This is a genomic window from Curtobacterium sp. 260, from assembly GCF_030803485.1.
Lineage (GTDB): Bacteria > Actinomycetota > Actinomycetes > Actinomycetales > Microbacteriaceae > Curtobacterium.
This window is the reverse complement of sequence record NZ_JAURUY010000005.1, coordinates 14308-31574: the sequence shown is the minus strand read 5'-3', so window position 1 is coordinate 31574 and position 17267 is coordinate 14308. Positions and strand designations below refer to the sequence as shown.

The window sequence follows — 17267 nt, the reverse complement described above, 5'->3', positions numbered from 1 at the left end:
GTGGGGTCAGGCCTCGACGCGGACGCCCTTGCCGACGTCGGTAGGTGCAGCCCGGACTCGGCGACCGTCCCGGACTAGGCCTCGACGCGGACGCCCTTGCCGACGACCGTGATGCCGGACTCCGTGACGGTGAAGCCGCGGGCCTCGTCGGTCTCACGGTCGACGCCGACCTGCGCACCGGGCGCGATGACCACGTCCTTGTCGAGGATCGCGCGGTTCACGACCGAACCGGCGCCGATGGACGCCCGTTCGAACACGATGGAGTCGAGGACCTTCGCGCCCGAGTCGATCCCGCACCACGGGCCGATGACGCTGCGCTCCACCTGGGCGCCGGAGAGCAGGCACCCGAGCGCCACGATCGAGTCGACCGTCGAGCCGGTGTTGCCGTTCGCGTCGCGGACGAACTTCGCCGGCGGCAGGTTCGTCTGCTGGTTGAAGATCGGCCAGTCCTGGTTGTACAGGTTGAAGACCGGGACCGGCGCGATGAGGTCCATGTGGGCGTCGAAGAACGAGTCGATCGTCCCCACGTCGCGCCAGTAGTACCGGTCGCGGTCGTTCGAGCCGGGCACGTCGTTGCGCTGCAGGTCGTAGACGCCGGCGTCGCCGCGGGCCACGAAGTCGGGGACGATGTCGCCGCCCATGTCGTGCTTGCTCGAGTCGATCTGGCCGTCGCGGAGCACCGCGTCGACGAGGGCGTCGGCGTTGAACACGTAGTTGCCCATCGACGCGAGGATCTCGTCGGGCGAGTCGGCCAGGCCGACGGCGTCCTTCGGCTTCTCGAGGAACGCGTCGATCTTGGTCGGGTCGTCCTGGTCCACCTGGATGACGCCGAACTGGTCCGCGAGGCCGATCGGCTGCCGGATCGCCGCGACCGTGGCACTGCGGCCGGAGGCGATGTGCGCCTCGATCATCTGGTGGAAGTCCATCCGGTAGACGTGGTCCGCACCGACCACGACCACGATGTCCGGGCGCTCGTCGCGGAGCAGGTTGAGGGACTGCAGGATCGCGTCCGCCGAACCGGCGAACCACCGCTTGCCGAGTCGCTGCTGCGCCGGCACCGACGCGACGTAGGACCCGAGGAGCCCCTCCATGCGCCAGGTCTCGGCCACGTGACGGTCGAGGCTGTGCGACTTGTACTGGGTCAGGACGACGATCTTCTGCAACCCGGAGTTCACGAGGTTGGAGAGCGCGAAGTCGATGAGACGGAAGTTGCCGCCGAACGGGACGGCGGGCTTCGCGCGATCGGCCGTGAGCGGCATGAGCCGCTTGCCCTCGCCGCCGGCGAGGACGATGCCGAATACCTTCTTTGGTGCCATGTGGTTCACAGTAGGCGTCCGGACGGCGAACCCGTTACGTTGAGTCCGTGCGAGTCGATCTACTGACCAGGGAGTATCCGCCGGAGGTCTACGGCGGAGCGGGTGTCCACGTGGCCGAGCTCACGGCTGCGCTGCGGTCGGGGACGGACACGGACGTCCGGGTGCGCGCCTTCGGGGCGTTCCGTGACGAGGAGGGCGTGTGGGCGTACCGCACGCCCGAGGGCCTCGAGGACGCGAACGGCGCGCTCCAGGCGCTCGGTACCGACGTCCGCATCGCCGCCGACGTCGCGGGCGCCGACCTGGTGCACTCCCACACCTGGTACGCCAACGCCGCGGGGCGCATCGCGCAGCTCACCCACGGCATCCCGCACGTGGTCACGGCCCACAGCCTCGAGCCACTACGCCCGTGGAAGGCCGAGCAGCTCGGGGGCGGCTACCGCCTGTCGAGCTGGATGGAACGTGAGGCGTTCGAGCAGGCCGACGGCGTGATCGCGGTGTCGAAGGCCATGCGGGCGGACATCCTGCGCTCCTACCCGTCCATCGACCCGGCGAAGGTCCACGTCGTCTACAACGGCATCGACATCGACGAGTGGAAGCCGACCGTCGACGAGGACGCCGTGCGCGCGCTCGGCATCGACCCTTCGCGCCGCTCGGTCGTGTTCGTCGGCCGGATCACCCGGCAGAAGGGCCTGCCGTACCTGCTCCGCGCGGTGGCGTCGCTGCCGTCGGACGTGCAGATCGTGCTGTGCGCGGGCGCTCCGGACACGCCGGAGATCATGGCCGAGGTGACCGGACTCGTCGAGTCCCTGCGCGCGGAGCGCGACGGTGTGGTCTGGATCGACCGGATGCTCTCCCACCAGGAGGTCGTGAACGTCCTGTCGTCGGGGACCGTGTTCGTCTGCCCGTCGATCTACGAGCCGCTCGGCATCGTCAACCTCGAGGCCATGGCCTGTGGCATCCCCGTGGTCGGCACGCGCACGGGCGGCATCCCCGAGGTCGTCGCCGACGGGCTGACCGGGCGCATCGTCCCGATCGACCAGGCACAGGACGGCACCGGCACGCCGAACGACCCGGACCGCTTCGTGGCCGACCTCGCCCGGACGCTGGACGAGGTCCTGGCCGACGAGGGGCTCGCCAAGCTCATGGGACGCGCAGGACGCCTCCGCGTCGAGAGCGAGTTCACGTGGGACGCGATCGCGCACCGCACGCGGCAGGTCTACGACGAGGTGCTCGCCCGGAAGCCGTAGGCTGGAGCCATGCCCTCGGTCGTGCGCTTGTCAGACGTCTCCGTGGTCCGCAACGGGGCCACCATCCTCGACGGGATCTCGTGGGAGGTGCAGGACGACGAACGCTGGGTGGTGCTCGGTGCCAACGGCGCCGGCAAGACCACGCTGCTGCAGGTGGCCGGTGCCCAGACGTTCCCGACGTCGGGCAGTGTCGAGGTGCTCGGCACCGAGCTCGGCGGCGCGGACCTGTTCGAGCTGCGCCCGCGCATCGGCTTCGCGTCGACCGCCCTCGCCCGCCGGATCCCGGTGACCGAGAAGGTCGTCGACGTCGTGCTCACCGCCGCGTACTCGGTCACCGGTCGCTGGAACGAGGAGTACGAGGAGCTCGACGTCCGCCGCGCCCAGCGTGTGCTCGACGAGTGGGGCCTCGGTGACTTCACCGACCGCACGTTCGGTGAGCTGAGCGACGGCGAGCAGAAGCGCGTGCAGATCGCGCGCGCCGTGATGACCGATCCCGAGGTGCTGTTCCTCGACGAGCCGGCTGCCTCGCTCGACCTCGGTGCGCGCGAGAGCCTGGTGCGCACGCTCGGCGGCTACGCGCAGAGCAGCGACTCGCCGGCGATCGTCATCGTCACCCACCACGTGGAGGAGATCCCCGAGGGCTTCACGCACGCCCTCGTGCTCGCCGACGGTGGGATCCAGGCCGCCGGTCCCATCGACGAGGTCCTGACGGCTCCCACGCTGTCCCAGGCCTTCGGCGTGGAGCTGACCGTGTCGAAGGACGCCGGTCGGTACACGGCGCGCGCGGCCTGACGCTCCCGATCCTGCCCGTCGTCTGGTAACGTGGACGGCTGGCGCACGCCGCAGACTTCCCGCGCGGGGGTCCCGATCGAGTCCGCTCGAACCGGCCGTCCGCGCATCTCCCACCATCTCCAACCGAGGAATCTCCATGAAGACCGACACCCACCCCGAGTACAACGCCATCGTCTTCCGCGACCTGGCCTCCGGTGAGACGTTCCTGACGCGTTCGACCGCGACCAGCGACAAGACCATCGAGCTCGACGGTGCGACCTACCCGGTCATCGACGTCGAGATCTCGTCGGCGTCGCACCCGTTCTACACGGGCAAGCAGCGCATCCTCGACTCGGCCGGTCGCGTCGAGAAGTTCAACCAGCGCTTCAAGGGCTTCAGCAAGTAAGTCTGCGTTCGCGCTCGGACGGGCGGTCCTCCTTCGGGAGGGCCGCCCGTTCTGCGTTGCGCGGATGGTCGGGGTCGGGGTGGGGCGCCGGGTCCGGGTACGGCGCGTTGTGGTCGGTGAGAACGCGAGACGCGCCCTGCTGCGGATGCGGCACCCCGGCACACCGGGGCGCAGCATCCGGGACGGGGCACGACGGCGCACGGGCGGCGCGGGCGCGGGCGCGGGCGCGGGCGCGGCGTCCAGCATGCGCGCACGGCGTCGTCGTGCTGTCGCGCCGTGGCGCGTGGTGCTCGCGCGCAACACGAAGCACGTCGCGCCAGGCGTTCACGTGGTTCGAGGTGCGTCCGGCTGTGCGCGTACTGCGGGCGCGAGCCGCGGTCACGGCCGGGAGGCTCGGTGTGGGACCGCCGGGAACGCTCGCCGGTCGAGGTGGCAGCGTCGCGCCGCCCGACGGCCGGCAGCGCACCGTGCGACGCCGCCGCGGTGCACAGGCCGCGGTGCACGGGCCGTGGTGCGCGATGCCCGCGCACCACGAAGAGCACGTCGCACCACGTGGTTCCACGGCGCGACGTGCTTCCGGTTCTGCGGGACCGCAGCGGGTGCCGGGCGCCGGCGCCCGACGCTGGCCGGGAGCGCCGATGCGCGGCACCGCTCGCAGGGCGGCTCAGCGGCGGCTGAGCGCCAGCGTAGCGACAGCGGCCCAGCGGCCCAGCGCCGGCGCGGCAACACCGGCTCAGTGGCGGCGCGGCGACGGCGCCGCGGCGACCGCGGCGCTACGAGCCGTTGCGGTGCGGCCAGCGACCGTCGGCGGTGAACGAAGGGTCGCGCTTCTTCCGCATGTAGTCCTGGAACGAGGTGGCCTGCTCGGCACACCAGCCGACCTGCTTGCGGTGCAGCTCCTCGGCGGAGACGCCGAGCTCCTCCGGGTACTTCGCCGCGATGGCCTGCGCGACACGCCCGGCAGCGATCGCGTCCGCGGCGGCGTCGTGGGCGTCGGACAACGTCACGCCGTAGAGCTCGGACGCTGCCTCGAGCGTGCGCTTGCCCTTGCGGTAGGTGTCGAGCGCCTTGTCCATCACGAGCGGGTCGACGACGTTGCCGATGACGGGGGAGGCGATGCCGTGCCGTCGGGCCTCGCGGTCGAGCACCGTCAGGTCGTACGGAGCGTTGTAGATCACGAGCGGGATGCCGCGCGCGAACACGGCCTCGACCGCTGCCACGATCTCGGCGACGACCTCGCCGGCCGGGCGCCCCTCGGCCTGGGCGCGCTCGGTCGTGTAGCCGTGCACGGCGGCAGCGCCCTCGGGGATCGCGATCCCGGGATCGGCGATCCAGGCACCCTCCGCGATGGAGCGTCCGGTCATGTCGATCAGGCCGACGTGCGCCGTGACGATGCGGGCGGTCTCGACGTCGACGCCGGTGGTCTCGAGGTCGAACACGCCGAGCGCGTGCCACCAGGGACGACCGCTCAGGTCCTGCACGGCCGGGGCGGCGGGTGCGGGCGTGTCGAGCGCTGCTGGGGAGTACGTCACGGCACGAGGCTAACGGGACGGTCCGACACGCTCCACGCGACCCGCCTGGCGGGCACGCCGCGACCCGCCCGCGTCCTGATCGACGAGCGCGGCCGGTGCACCCCGGTCGATGCGCCGGACGCGGCGACGAGCCGGTGGTGAGCCACCCGGCGGGGGCGAGTCGAGCCTCCAGGCCGGCAGCGCCTCCCCGACGGACGGTCGCCCTCTGACGGACGGTCGCCCTCCGACGGACGGCCGCCTTCCGACGGACGGTGGCCCTCTGACGGACGGCCGCCCTCCGACGGACGGTCGCCCCCGACCGGCGGCCGCCCGCCGACGCTCGCTACACGCCGACCGGCGCGCCCACGTGCAGCCAGTAGAACGACTGCGTCCCCATGGTGAGGGTGACGTTGCCGTCCTCGTCGAACGCGGGGAACGACCCGCCGCCGAACAGGTCGTACAGCGGCCGTCCGGCGAACTCCGGCGCCGAGATCGTCACCGACGTCGGGTTGGTGGCGAAGGAGAACACGCAGAGCACGTCCTCGGCGGACGGGCCGAACTGCTGCCCGGCCCCCTCCCACGACCGGACGAACGCGAGCACCGAGTCGTTGGTGGTGTCCTGCACGTGCAGCGAGCCCAGGCCGAAGACCGGGTGCGCCTTGCGGACGTGGATGACGTTGCGGACCCAGTGCAGCAGGGAGCGGGACTGGGCGAGCTGCGCCTCGACGTTGACCTGCGCGTAGTTGTAGACGAGCGACTGCACGACCGGCAGGTACAGCTTGCCCGGGTCGGCGGTCGAGAAGCCCGCGTTGCGGTCCGGGGTCCACTGCATCGGCGTGCGCGAGGAGTCGCGGTCCGGCAGCCAGATGTTGTCGCCCATGCCGATCTCGTCCCCGTAGTACAGGAACGGCGACCCGGGCAGCGAGAACAGCAGGGCGTGGATGAGCTCGAGCTCGGCCCGTGAGTTGTCGAGCAGGGGAGCGAGACGACGACGGATGCCGATGTTCGACCGCATGCGCGGGTCGTAGCCGTACCAGCCGTACATCGCCTGGCGGTACTCCTCGCTGACCATCTCGAGCGTGAGCTCGTCGTGGTTGCGGAGGAACACCCCCCACGCGGCCTTCTCGGGGACGTCGAGCGTCTCGGACAGGATCGCCTTGAGCTCGGCGGCGTGCTGCGCGCGCAGCGAGTAGAAGATGCGCGGCATCACCGGGAAGTCGAACGCCATGTGGCACTCCGGCTCCTCGTCGGTGCCGAAGAACGCGGCGGTCTCACGCGGCCACTGGTTCGCCTCGGCGAGCAGGACACGCCCGGGGTACTCGTCGTCGACCATGGCCCGGAGCTTCTTGATGAACTCGTGGGTCTCCGGCTCGCCCTCGCCGTTGCCCTCCTCGGACTCGAAGAGGTAGGGGATGGCGTCGAGCCGCAGCCCGTCCACACCGAGGTCGAGCCAGTGCCGCACGACGTCGTAGACGGCCTCGACCACGGCCGGGTTCTCGAAGTTGAGGTCGGGCTGGTGCGAGAAGAACCGGTGGAAGAAGAACTGCCGGCGGACCGGGTCGAAGGTCCAGTTCGACTCCTCGGTGTCCACGAAGATGATGCGGATGTTCTCGTAGTGCTCGTCGGTGTCACGCCACACGTAGAAGTCGCCGTAGGGGCCGTCCGGGTCCTCGCGGGACTGCTGGAACCACTCGTGCTGGTCGGAGGTGTGGTTGATCACCATGTCGATGACGATGCGCATGTTCCGCTCGTGCGACTTCGTGACGAGCTCGCGGAAGTCGTCGAGCGTGCCGAACTCGGGCAGGATCGCCCGGTAGTCGGAGATGTCGTACCCGCCGTCGCGCATCGGCGACTGGAAGAACGGCGGCAGCCAGATGGCGTCGACGCCGAGCCACTGCAGGTAGTCGAGCTTGCCGATGACGCCCTGGATGTCCCCGATACCGTCGCCGTTCGAGTCGACGAACGAGCGGATCATGCACTCGTAGAAGACCGAGCGCTTGTACCACTGCGGGTCCAGGGTCAGGCCGGGCAGCTGGATCGGGGCCGTGAAGGTCAAGCGTGCTCCTCGTCGTCGGCGGGCCGGCGGCGTGGCCCGACCACGGCCACAGTAGGCGCGTGCTCCTGCTGCTGTCCGCGGGTCGCCGTGACGACCGCGTCACGTGGCCGGACGGGAGGCGCGACACCCCTCCACAGCGTCCCTCCCGTCCGTCGTCCTCCACAGCGGGGCGCGGGACGCACCCCGCCCGGTCGCCGCTTCGTAGACTGGCCGCGATGCAACCACCCGTGATCTCCCCGTACCAGTCGCTCGTCGCCGCGACACCGGTCGTGCACCGGGCCGTGACCCTCGACGGCCGCACCACGCACTACTGGGAGTACGGGCCGGCCGACGCGACCGAGACGGTCCTCGCCGTGCACGGGTTCCGCGGCGACCACCACGGGCTCGAGACGATCGCCGCCCACCTCCGGGGCGTCCGCGTGGTCGTCCCCGACCTGCCCGGCTTCGGGATCTCCGACCCGCTGCCGGTCTCCGACGTCGACGCCTACGTCGGGTGGCTCACCGGGTTCCACCGCGCACTCGCCCTGGGTCCCGAGACCGTGGTGCTCGGACACTCCTTCGGGTCGATCGTCACGGCGGCCACCGTCGCGGCCGGCCTCGACACCCGGCTGCTCGTGCTGGTGAACCCGATCGCGGCACCCGCGCTGCAGGGCCCCCGGGCCGTCGGCACCGGCATCGCGATCGGCTACTACCGGGCCGGCGCGGTGCTCCCCAGGCCGCTCGGACTCGGGCTGCTCCGGAACCGCGCGATCGTGCGGGCGATGAGCCTCGCCATGCTGAAGTCACGCGACCGCGACCTGCGGCGATGGGTGCACGACCAGCACGACCGGTACTTCTCGGCGTTCGCGGACCGCACGAGCGTGCTCGAGGCGTTCCGCACCTCGGTCACGCACGACGTGTCCGAGTACGCCGACCGCATCGACGTCCCCGTGCTGCTGGTCGCCGCGGAGCACGACGACATCACGGCGCTGCCCGAGCAGCGTGCACTCGCTTCCCGACTCCGCGACGCCGAGCTCGTCGTGGTGCCCGACGTGGGACACCTCGTGCACTACGAGACGCCCGGAGCCGCCACCGACGCGGTGCTCCGTCGCATGGCCGAGCCGACGGCCCGCCGTCGTGCCGGACGTGGGAACCCGCGCAGGACGAGGTCCACCGCACCGCAGCAGGCTCCCGACACGTCGGCGGCGTCACCGTCGGCCGACGGCACCCCGGGGGAGTCCGCGTCGTGAGGCGCCTGCAGATCGGCATCGACTGCCGGTACGTCCGGATCGGTCGGCACGACGGCATCAGCCGCTTCACCGCCGGCGTCGTCGCGCACCTGCCCGACCGGCACGACCACGTCCTGCTCGTGCACGACGAACGGCAGCTCGCGTCGCTGCCCGACGGCATCCCGTGGGAACGCATCCCGGCCCCGACGGACGCGGGGGAGCCGCTCGTGGCCCGGACGGTGAACCGGCTCGGTCTCGACGCGGTCTTCTCACCGATGCAGACCATGGGGTCCCGCGGCCGCCGCTACGCCCTCGTGCTCACGCTGCACGACCTCATCTACTACCGGAACCGCACGCCTCCGCGGGAGTTCTCGTGGCCGATCCGGCTCGGTTGGCGGCTCTTCCACCTGAGCTGGGCGCCGCAACGCCTGCTGCTGAACGGCGCGGACGGCGTCGTGACGGTGTCCGAGACCACCGCGGGGCTCATCGAGCGACACCGTCTGACGAAGCGCCCCGTCACGGTGGCGTACAACGCGGCCGACCCGGCCGTGCCCCGCGAGCCCGACGGGAGCCGCGCGCGGACGCTCGTCTACATGGGGTCGTTCATGCCGTACAAGAACGTCGAGACGCTCGCGGCCGCACTGCCCCTGCTCGGAGCCGACTGGACGCTGCACTGCATGTCGCGGGTGTCCGACGCGGACCGACGACGGCTCGAGGCCCTGGCGCCGCCCGGGGCGATCGTCTTCCACGACGGTGCCTCCGACGACGAGTACCTGGCGACCCTGCGCGGGGCGACGGCGCTGGCGACGGCCTCGTTCGACGAGGGCTTCGGCATCCCCCTCGTCGAGGCGATGGGTGTGGGGACCCCGGTGGTCGTCAGCGACGTCCCGATCTTCCGCGAGATCGGCGGGGACGCCGCCGAGTACTTCGACCCGTCGTCGCCGTCCGCGGTGGCAGCGGCGGTGCGGCGACTCGAGGACCGCTGGGACGAGGCATCGCGGGCCTCGCTCGAGCGGGCGGCCCGGTTCCGGTGGCAGGACTCGGCAGAACAGGTGACCCGGGCCGTCGAGCGCGCGGTGCAGGACCGACAGCAGCGGTGTCGTCAGGACGGCTGACGCGAGGTCACCTCGGCGCCGGGGAAGACCCCGTGCGTCTCACGTTGTGCGACGTCCATGATCGCGGCGAGGGCCACACCGGTGCCGACCGTGGCGAGCTCGACGCGCTGCGCGTCCGGCTCGTCCGACGGTGCCCCCGGACCCCAGTCGCTGCGCACCGCGACGACCCCGCCGATCGCCGCGACCGAGCGAGCGACCTCGAGCCGCTGTCGCGTGACCTCGGCGTCCGTCGTGACCCCGACCACCAGGGTGTCGAAGCGGGCCTCCGCCGACACGACGACTCCGCTGCCGTCCGCGTCGGCCGCCGCGGCGCTCAGGGCGCGGACGAGGTCGACCTGCTGACCGGGCGACAGGTCCGGTGACGCCTCGACGACGGCGGACACCCGGTAGGCCGCGAGGGAGTCGCGCGTGGTCTCCTCGTCACGGACGGCGAGCACGCCCGGTACGTCGGCCGCCGCGGTCCGGAACCGGTCGAGCGCTGCCTGGGGTCGCGGGAACACCCCGCCGACCCCGGTCTGGATGCTGCCGACGATCGTCGACAGGACGACGGCGATGACGACGCCGACCGCGACGAAGGACAGCGTGATGACGGTGCCGCGTCGGAGTCGTTGGCCGGTGGACGGCCGGGTGACGGAGGCCGTGTCCGGGCCGAACGCCCGGTCGAGGTCGTCGGACGAGTCGACTCGGTCGTCCACCGGTCCCTGGTTCGTCACGGCCCCTCCTCGCGCACGGGTGCGAGCACCACCGGACGGTGGTCGGGCCGCCCGTGGACCGGAGCCTAGTCCGAGCGGGCCCCCGCGCTCGCGGAGCCGCAGGTAACGGTCCGGTACCGGTCCACCGTCCGGTACCGGTCCACCGTGCGCGACGGGCCGCCGCCCGCGCTACCGGCGCTCGAGCGGGTTCTGCTCGGCGAAGGACTCATCGTCCGTCTGCTCCGAGACCTCGTCGAGCGGGTCGTCGAAGCGGACGAGCTCGGCACGGAACCGCTCGGGGTCCCAGCGGAAGGAGTGCACGGACCCGTTGCGGATCGGCGTCGTGTACCGGTCCGCCGTGCCGGGAGCCGCGGCGTTGACGACGGCCCGGATGACGGCACCGTGCGTGGCGACCACGACCGACCCCGCGTCGAAGCGGACGGCGATCTCGGCCAGCGTCTCGGTCGCCCGTGCGAGCAGCGCGGAGCGGGACTCCCGTCCGGGGACGTCGTCGTGCGGGTAGCGCTGGGCGACCTCGGTGTCGGTGAGCCCCTCGGCCTCGCCGTACGAGCGCTCCGCGAGACCCGGGTGGGTGGTCGGCTCCGGCAACCTGAGGCGGCGGGCGATGATCGCGCCGGTCTCGAACGCGCGTGACAGCGGTGACGCGACGACCGCGTCGAACCGTCGGCGACCGAGGAGCAGCGCGGTGGCCGCGGCCTGGGAACGCCCGGTGTCGTTGAGGGGGATGTCGGTCGATCCCTGGATGCGCCGCTGCGCGTTCCAGTCGGTCTCGCCGTGCCGGACCAGGGTGAGGAGCGTCGTCACCCGTCGATCCTGCCAGAGCGCTCCGGAGCAGCCGACACCGGAGCAGCCGACACCGGAGCGGACGACTCCGCAGCGGACGGCGCCGGTGCAGCCGACACCGCGGCGGACGGGACGAGCCGCGCGGCCAGGGCCTCGAGTGTCTCCGTCGTGCCGGCGTCGAGCTTCACCACCGCGCGCCGGTCGCTGCGGGTGGCTCCCCGGTTCACGATGACGACCGGGAGCTTCCGCCGGGTGGCGTGGTCGACCAGTCGGACGCCGGAGTTCACGGTGAGCGACGAGCCCACGACGAGCAGCGCGTCGGCGTCCGCGACGATCGAGACGGCCTCGCGGAACTTCTCGGCGGGCACGAACTCGCCGAAGAACACGACGTCCGGCTTGAGCACCCCGCCGCACACCGAGCAGTCGGGCACCCGGAAGCGCTCCACGTCGGTGATCTCGACGTCGCCGTCCGGCTGCAGCTGCACCGTGCCCGGCTCGTCGATCCAGGGGTTCTCGCGGTCGAGCACACCGGCGAGGTCGGCACGCGAGAACACCTGCCCGCACGTCAGGCAGACCGCGCGGTCCATCGAGCCGTGGATCTCCACGACCCGCCGGGACCCGGCACGGAGGTGCAGGCCGTCGACGTTCTGCGTGACGACCCCGGTGACGATGCCGGCGTCCTCGAGGGCGGCGAGCGCGCGGTGACCGGTGTTCGGCCGGGCGGCGGCGAAGGTACGCCACCCCAGGTGCGAACCGGCCCAGTAGCGCTGGCGCTTCGCCGGGTCGGAGCGGAACTCCTGGAAGGTCATCGGCTTCCGCACCACCCGGCCCGCGCCGCGGTAGTCGGGGATGCCGGAGTCGGTGCTCAGCCCGGCGCCGGAGAGCACGGCGACGCGCTTGCCCGTCAGCAGCTCCACGACGCGGTCGAGCTCGTCCGTCATCGGGTCGGTCAGCACGTCGTCCACGGTACCCTCAACAGCCGAACGCCCAGCCGCCTTCCCACGAAACGAGCCCCGTGCACCCCGTCCGCATCGACTCCCTCGACGACCCCCGACTCGACGACTTCGCCCGGCTCACCGACGTGGCGCTGCGGCGGGTCACGGAGCCCGAGGGCGGGCTGTACATCGCCGAGTCGAACACGGTCATCGAGCGCGCGGTCCGCGCCGGGCACGTCCCGCGGAGCGTCATCGTGCAGGAGAAGTGGCTCGACAGCGTGCTGCCCCTGGTGGCGGACCACGACGGCCCGGTCTTCGTCGGACCGGATGCGCTGCTCGAGGACCTCACCGGCTTCCGGATGCACCGGGGTGCCCTCGCCGCGATGCACCGACCGGAGCTGCCGTCGGTGGCCGACGTGGTCCGGGACGCGAAGGTCGTCGTGGTGCTCGAGGACGTCGTCGACCACACCAACGTCGGCGCGGTGTTCCGCAGCGTCGCCGGCCTCGGGGCGGACGCGGTCCTGGTGAGCCCGCGCTGCGCGGACCCCCTGTACCGCCGGAGTGTCCGGGTGAGCATGGGCACGGTGCTCCAGGTGCCGTGGACCCGCATCGGGGAGTGGCCGGCCGCCGGCGAGGAACTCCGCGCGCAGGGCTTCCACCTCGCCGCGATGGCGCTCAACGACCGCTCGGTCGACCTGGACGCGTTCGTCGCCGACGTCCCCGAGCGGGTCGCGCTCGTGATGGGCACGGAGGGGCAGGGCCTGACCGACGCCGCGATCGCCTCCGCCGACACGACGGTCCGCATCCCGATGGCGCACGGCGTCGACTCGCTCAACGTCGCGGCGGCGAGCGCCGTGGGGCTCTGGGCGGTCACGCACGCGCAGCGCGCTGCACGTCCGACCACCTGACCAGCTGACCGCTCGTCGACGGCCCGGCGTACCGCTTCAGGCAGCGCCGGCCGGGAGACTCGTGCCGACCCCGTCGCGCAGCCAGCGGTCCGCCGTGGTCACCAGTGCTCGGTCGGTGCCGGTCCCGCCGGTCAGGCACAGGCCGACGGGTGCGCCGTCGACGGTGAGCCCCGGCACGCTCAGGGAGGGCACCCCGCCCACGCTCGCGAGCGCCGTCATGGTGGTCGTCGCGGTGCGGACGCGCTCGAGCTCCTCCGCGCCGGCGCCGAGCGACGGGGCCGGGCCCGGAGCGGTCGGCGTGACGAGCACCCGGTCGACCAGGGCCGCTCGGATCGCTTCTCGGACCCCGGGGAAGCGCCGGAGGGCCTCCGCGACGAGGTCCGGCGGGTTCGCGGCGGCCGCGGCGAACCGCTGCCCGACGACGGCCCCGAGGGCGCCGGGGTGGGCCGCGATCCACTTCCCGTGCGCCGCCGTCGCCTCGGCACCCTGCACGAGCCGCAGGAGCTCGCGGAGGTCCTCGAGCGCGGGGAGCCCGAGGTCGTCGAGCGTCACGACCGGCAGGTCACCGACGACGGCGTGGACGGCGTCCTGCGTCGCCGGGTCCGCGGCGGCGAGGAACTCCGCGAGCACGACCGGCGCCCCGGCCTCCGACACGGGGTGCGACCCGTGCGGCACCGAGGCGTCGAGGGCACGGACCATGGTGTCGGCGTCCCTGGTCAGCCACCCGACGGTGTCGAACGACGGCGCGAGCGGCAGCAGTCCGGCGCGGTCGACGACGCCGTGGGTCGTCCGCAGGCCCCAGAGCCCCTGGTACGAGGCGGGGATCCGCAGCGATCCCGCGGTGTCCGTGCCGAGTCCGACGTCCGCCACCCCGGAACGGACGGCCGACGCTGATCCGCTGGACGAGCCTCCCGGCACACGCGACGGGTCGGCGCCGTTCGGCGGGGTGCCGTGGTGCTCGTTGCGTCCGGTCAGCGCGTAGGCGAACTCGTCCGTCCGCGCGATGCCGCGGACCGACGCGCCGGCGTCGAGGAGGGCGGCGACCGCCGCTGCGGAGGCGGGGACGGGCACGGACTCCTGCAGGTACGTCGGGTTGCCGGCCCCGACGCGGTGGCCGGCGACGGCGTACAGGTCCTTGACCGCCACCGTGGCGCCGTCGAGACGGCCGCGGCCGGTCGGCGGGAGGAGCGGGTCGCCGACGACGCGCCACACGGTGGTGTCGAGGGGTCGGGTCCGCCCGGTGACGTGTGCCGCCTCGATGCGCCACGTGTCGGCCTGACGGCGCCAGAGCTGGGTCTGCAGACCCGAGCCGCCGTCGCGGAACGCGGCGACGGAGACGACGAGGGCGAGGTCCTCGGCGAGCACCCGGACCTCGGTGCGGGACAGGTGGCGCGGTGCTACTCCACCCCGCGCACCGCGGAAGGTGCTGATCGCGTCGTGCCCGACGAGCAGGCCGCGGTCGTCGCCGCGCAGGGTGTCGGCGGAGCGGACGAACGCGTCGTCGAGCGCCGCGAGGTCGTCGTCGGCGAGTGCCCGTTCGTAGGCGTCGAGGGCGTCGAGGAGTCCGGTCGGTGCCGACGGACCGTCGATCGGCCGTGCCGCGGCCGTCACCGGACGTCCGCGAAGTCGGCCTTGCGGATGCGGGCGTGCGCCCCGGTCACCAGGTCGACCACCTGCGACACGTCGAAGTCCGTCGCCGCGCTGAGGTAGGCGTACGCCAGGTGCGGTTCCATGCCGTACCGCGCGCCCAGGATCGCGATCGCGTGCCGGACGCAGGCCCGGACGGCCTCGTCGAGGTCAGGGTCGAGTCCGGTCGGCACCAGGTGGTCCCGCGTCTCGACGAGCGGCCAGACGAGCTCCCCGAACTGCTGCGCTGCCTCGGCGGCCGGCGTGACGTCGAAGCGCACCGTCGCACGGAGGGAGGCCTCCATGGCGGTGAGCGCGACCTCGCCGTCCCCCTGTGCGAAGTGCGGGTCGCCGACGTAGGCCAGGGCACCCGGCACGAGGACCGGCAGGTGGAGCTGCGCACCGGCCTGCAGCAGGTTGACGTCGATGTTGCCGCCGTGACGTCCGGGCGGGACCGAGTGCAGCCGCTCCCCGGGGGTCGCGACGCCCATGATGCCGAGGAAGGGCGCGAGCGGGAACCGGGCGTACCGGTCGCCGCGCTCGGTGAGCGGGATGCGTCCGAGGAGCCGGTCGTCGCCGGGCCCGTCATCGGCGGGCACCACGTCGGCGAAGACGCTGACGGTGCGCCCGTCGACCGGGTACTCGCCGTGCAGGGCCCCGCGGCCGTGCCGGTTCGACACCACGCCGTACGGCACGCGGGGGAGCGTCTCGAGCACGGTCATGGTCAGGACGTCGCCCGGCTCGGCACCGTCGACGGCGATCGGCCCGGTGACCACGTGCGGGCCGTCCCGCTCCGGGTCGCGGCGACCGGTCCGGGCGATCGCGACCGCGTCGGCGAGCACGTGCTCCGGCGCGACGCCGTGGCGGCCGAAGAAGGCGACGGGGTCACTGCCCTGGTCCGGCAGGAGCCCCTCGTGGCTCACGGTGTCGATCGTCAGGTCGTCACCGGGAGCGAGCGTCACGACCGGGCGGTCGTCGCCGTTCGGGAGCCGTCCCCAGAGCACCTGGTCGGCCTCGGCCGGCAGGTACCGCGACGACCGGACCGGGCCGGTGCCGGGCTGGAGCACCGGAGCGGGGGCCGGAGCCGGGCCCGGTGCGGTCGTCGTGCCCTCGGCCGGGTCGGTGGCCGGGCCGGTGGACGGGGCGGTGGTGCGGCCGCCACGCGTGGCGCCCGGGGTGGTTCCGTGGTGCATGTCCAGCACGCTAGGGGCTGCCGGGCGACGCACGGATCCCGGAGCGCGATGTTTTACGTGTTCGTCACACGACGGTCGGGGGACGACCGGCGGCTCGCTGTCGGCCGGCACTCCGGGACTGCCCGGTACCCTCGGTTCCCGTGCCCCGTGTCGTCCGCAGCCCCCGCTCCGCCGTCAGGAGGCCCGTGACGATCGGCGTCGTCGCGGTGCTCCTGCTCGCCGTCGGGTACCTGGTGGCCGTCGCCGTCGTGCCGTTCGCGCCGGCGAGCGCCACCACGACGAAGTACTCCGCCCCGACCTCGACCCTGCCGGACCTGCGGTTCCCGGGCTACGGGGCGACCGCGGTCCAGGCCACCGGGTTCCCGGAGAGCCTCCGCACCAGCGGGGACACGAAGGCCCGCTCGATCGCGAGCATCACCAAGGTCGTGACGGCCCTGGTCGTGCTCGATGCGCGACCGCTCGACCGCGGGGAGTCCGGCCCGACGATCCGCTTCGACGCGCAGATGCAGGCGCTCTACGCCGAGTACCTGGCGCAGAACGGCGAGGTGGCGCCGATGCCGGACGGCCTGCGGCTGTCCGAGCACCAGACCATGCAGGTCATGCTCATGAAGTCGGCGAACAACTACGCCGGTGCACTCGCGCTGTGGGCCTTCGGGTCGATGGACGGCTACGAGCGCGCCGCCTCGGCCTGGCTGGACGAGCACGGGCTGGACGACACGACGATCCACGAGCCGACCGGCCTCGACCCCGCGAACCGCTCGACGGCGACCGACCTGGTGCGGCTCGGACAGCTCGCACTGGCTGACCCCGTCGTGAAGGAGATCGTCGGGACGGAGCAGGTGACCGTGCCCGGAGCGGGCGAGATCGAGAACTCGAACAAGCTCCTCGGGATGGACGGCATCGAGGGCATCAAGACCGGCACGCTCGACGAGGCGGGGGCCTGCCTGCTGTTCGCCGCCACGTACCAGCGCGGGGGCCGGCAGGTCACCGTCGTCGGTGTCATGCTCGGCGGCAGGGACCACCCGTCGCTCGACGTCGACGTCCGCCGCCTGCTCCGCTCGGTGGCCGACAACTTCCAGGTGGTCACGCTCACGCACGCCGGCCAGACCTTCGGCACCTACTCGACGCCCTGGCGGGACGACGCCGACGCCGTGGCCGCCGATGCCGCCGAGGTCCTGGTCTGGGGCGACACGACGGTCACCGCACGCACCCGGCTCGACAGCGTCACGCTCGGCGAGCGGGGCGAGCGGGTCGGCTCCGTACGGTTCTCGATCGAGCACCACGACCCCGTGACCGTGCCGCTCGAGCTCGAGCGCTCCATCGAGGACCCCGGGGTCTGGTGGCGCTGGACGAACCCGTTCCGCGGCGTCGAGACGAGTCCGACGGCAGCCGTCGCCGGCGCAGCCCCGCGCGCGGCCTCCACGTCGCTCGATCCCGCGTCGCCACCGCAGCGCTGGGGGCTCGCCGCGTAGGCTCTCG

General features: G+C 72.8%; 15 protein-coding genes. 7 read left to right on the top strand and 8 right to left on the bottom strand.

Going from position 1 to position 17267, the window contains the following annotated elements; genetic code table 11:
• Window positions 1-74: 74 nt before the first annotated feature.
• Window positions 75-1316, bottom strand: a complete 1242-nt coding sequence (locus J2X59_RS07955) for a glucose-1-phosphate adenylyltransferase (RefSeq protein ID WP_326496306.1) — start codon at window positions 1314-1316, stop codon at window positions 75-77.
• Window positions 1317-1363: 47 nt separating this feature from the next.
• Between J2X59_RS07955 and glgA the strand changes: the two genes are divergently transcribed.
• The 3 genes from glgA to J2X59_RS07940 all read left to right on the top strand — a co-directional run bounded on the left by glgA (window position 1364) and on the right by J2X59_RS07940 (window position 3740).
• Complete coding sequence (gene glgA / locus J2X59_RS07950) at window positions 1364-2563, top strand: glycogen synthase (protein WP_066654393.1); 1200 nt, start codon at window positions 1364-1366, stop codon at window positions 2561-2563.
• A gap of 9 nt (window positions 2564-2572) precedes the next feature.
• Window positions 2573-3355, top strand: a complete 783-nt coding sequence (locus tag J2X59_RS07945) for an ABC transporter ATP-binding protein (RefSeq protein WP_066654391.1) — start codon at window positions 2573-2575, stop codon at window positions 3353-3355.
• Window positions 3356-3491: 136 nt separating this feature from the next.
• Complete coding sequence (locus tag J2X59_RS07940; RefSeq protein ID WP_022905175.1) at window positions 3492-3740, top strand: type B 50S ribosomal protein L31; 249 nt, start codon at window positions 3492-3494, stop codon at window positions 3738-3740.
• Between the two features lie 773 nt (window positions 3741-4513).
• On the opposite strand, the gene J2X59_RS07935 is transcribed toward J2X59_RS07940, so the two are convergent.
• Both J2X59_RS07935 and treS read right to left on the bottom strand, forming a co-directional pair.
• Window positions 4514-5212 (bottom strand): 3'-5' exonuclease, encoded by a 699-nt coding sequence (locus J2X59_RS07935; protein ID WP_066658248.1) that lies wholly within the window; start codon window positions 5210-5212, stop codon window positions 4514-4516.
• 382 nt (window positions 5213-5594) lie between these two features.
• Window positions 5595-7307 carry a maltose alpha-D-glucosyltransferase gene (treS, locus tag J2X59_RS07930; RefSeq protein ID WP_326496305.1) on the bottom strand — a complete coding sequence of 571 codons (1713 nt, stop codon included), beginning with the start codon at window positions 7305-7307 and terminating at the stop codon, window positions 5595-5597.
• Between the two features lie 215 nt (window positions 7308-7522).
• On the opposite strand from treS, the gene J2X59_RS07925 reads away from it, so the two are divergent.
• Together J2X59_RS07925 and J2X59_RS07920 are read left to right on the top strand one after the other, a co-directional pair.
• A complete protein-coding gene (locus J2X59_RS07925; protein ID WP_326496304.1) occupies window positions 7523-8536 on the top strand; it encodes an alpha/beta fold hydrolase in 1014 nt (337 codons plus the stop codon).
• Between the two features lie 5 nt (window positions 8537-8541).
• Entirely contained in the window at window positions 8542-9630 is a 1089-nt protein-coding gene (locus tag J2X59_RS07920) for a glycosyltransferase family 4 protein (protein WP_326496416.1), read from the top strand.
• Here J2X59_RS07920 and J2X59_RS07915 read toward each other — a convergent pair.
• The 3 genes from J2X59_RS07915 to J2X59_RS07905 all read right to left on the bottom strand — a co-directional run bounded on the left by J2X59_RS07915 (window position 9618) and on the right by J2X59_RS07905 (window position 12067).
• On the bottom strand, window positions 9618-10343 hold the full coding sequence (locus J2X59_RS07915; protein ID WP_066654388.1) for a hypothetical protein: 726 nt from the start codon (window positions 10341-10343) through the stop codon (window positions 9618-9620). The genes J2X59_RS07920 and J2X59_RS07915 overlap by 13 nt on opposite strands.
• 168 nt (window positions 10344-10511) lie before the next feature.
• Window positions 10512-11147 carry a histidine phosphatase family protein gene (locus J2X59_RS07910; RefSeq protein WP_326496303.1) on the bottom strand — a complete coding sequence of 212 codons (636 nt, stop codon included), beginning with the start codon at window positions 11145-11147 and terminating at the stop codon, window positions 10512-10514.
• A complete protein-coding gene (locus J2X59_RS07905; protein WP_326496415.1) occupies window positions 11144-12067 on the bottom strand; it encodes a Sir2 family NAD-dependent protein deacetylase in 924 nt (307 codons plus the stop codon). Before J2X59_RS07905 ends, J2X59_RS07910 begins: the two co-directional genes overlap by 4 nt.
• A 74-nt stretch (window positions 12068-12141) precedes the next feature.
• Between J2X59_RS07905 and J2X59_RS07900 the strand changes: the two genes are divergently transcribed.
• Window positions 12142-12969 (top strand): TrmH family RNA methyltransferase, encoded by an 828-nt coding sequence (locus J2X59_RS07900; protein ID WP_326496302.1) that lies wholly within the window; start codon window positions 12142-12144, stop codon window positions 12967-12969.
• A gap of 36 nt (window positions 12970-13005) precedes the next feature.
• Here the strand turns inward: J2X59_RS07900 and J2X59_RS07895 are convergent, their stop codons facing one another.
• Both J2X59_RS07895 and J2X59_RS07890 read right to left on the bottom strand, forming a co-directional pair.
• Complete coding sequence (locus J2X59_RS07895; RefSeq protein ID WP_326496301.1) at window positions 13006-14580, bottom strand: AtzH-like domain-containing protein; 1575 nt, start codon at window positions 14578-14580, stop codon at window positions 13006-13008.
• The gene (locus J2X59_RS07890) at window positions 14577-15788 is read right to left on the bottom strand and encodes an acetamidase/formamidase family protein (protein WP_326496300.1); all 1212 of its coding nucleotides are present in this window, start codon (window positions 15786-15788) and stop codon (window positions 14577-14579) included. The genes J2X59_RS07895 and J2X59_RS07890 overlap by 4 nt, the downstream gene beginning before the upstream one ends.
• A 140-nt stretch (window positions 15789-15928) precedes the next feature.
• Between J2X59_RS07890 and J2X59_RS07885 the strand changes: the two genes are divergently transcribed.
• Window positions 15929-17260, top strand: coding sequence for a D-alanyl-D-alanine carboxypeptidase family protein (locus tag J2X59_RS07885; protein WP_326496299.1), 1332 nt, complete (start codon window positions 15929-15931; stop codon window positions 17258-17260).
• Window positions 17261-17267 lie beyond the last annotated feature (7 nt).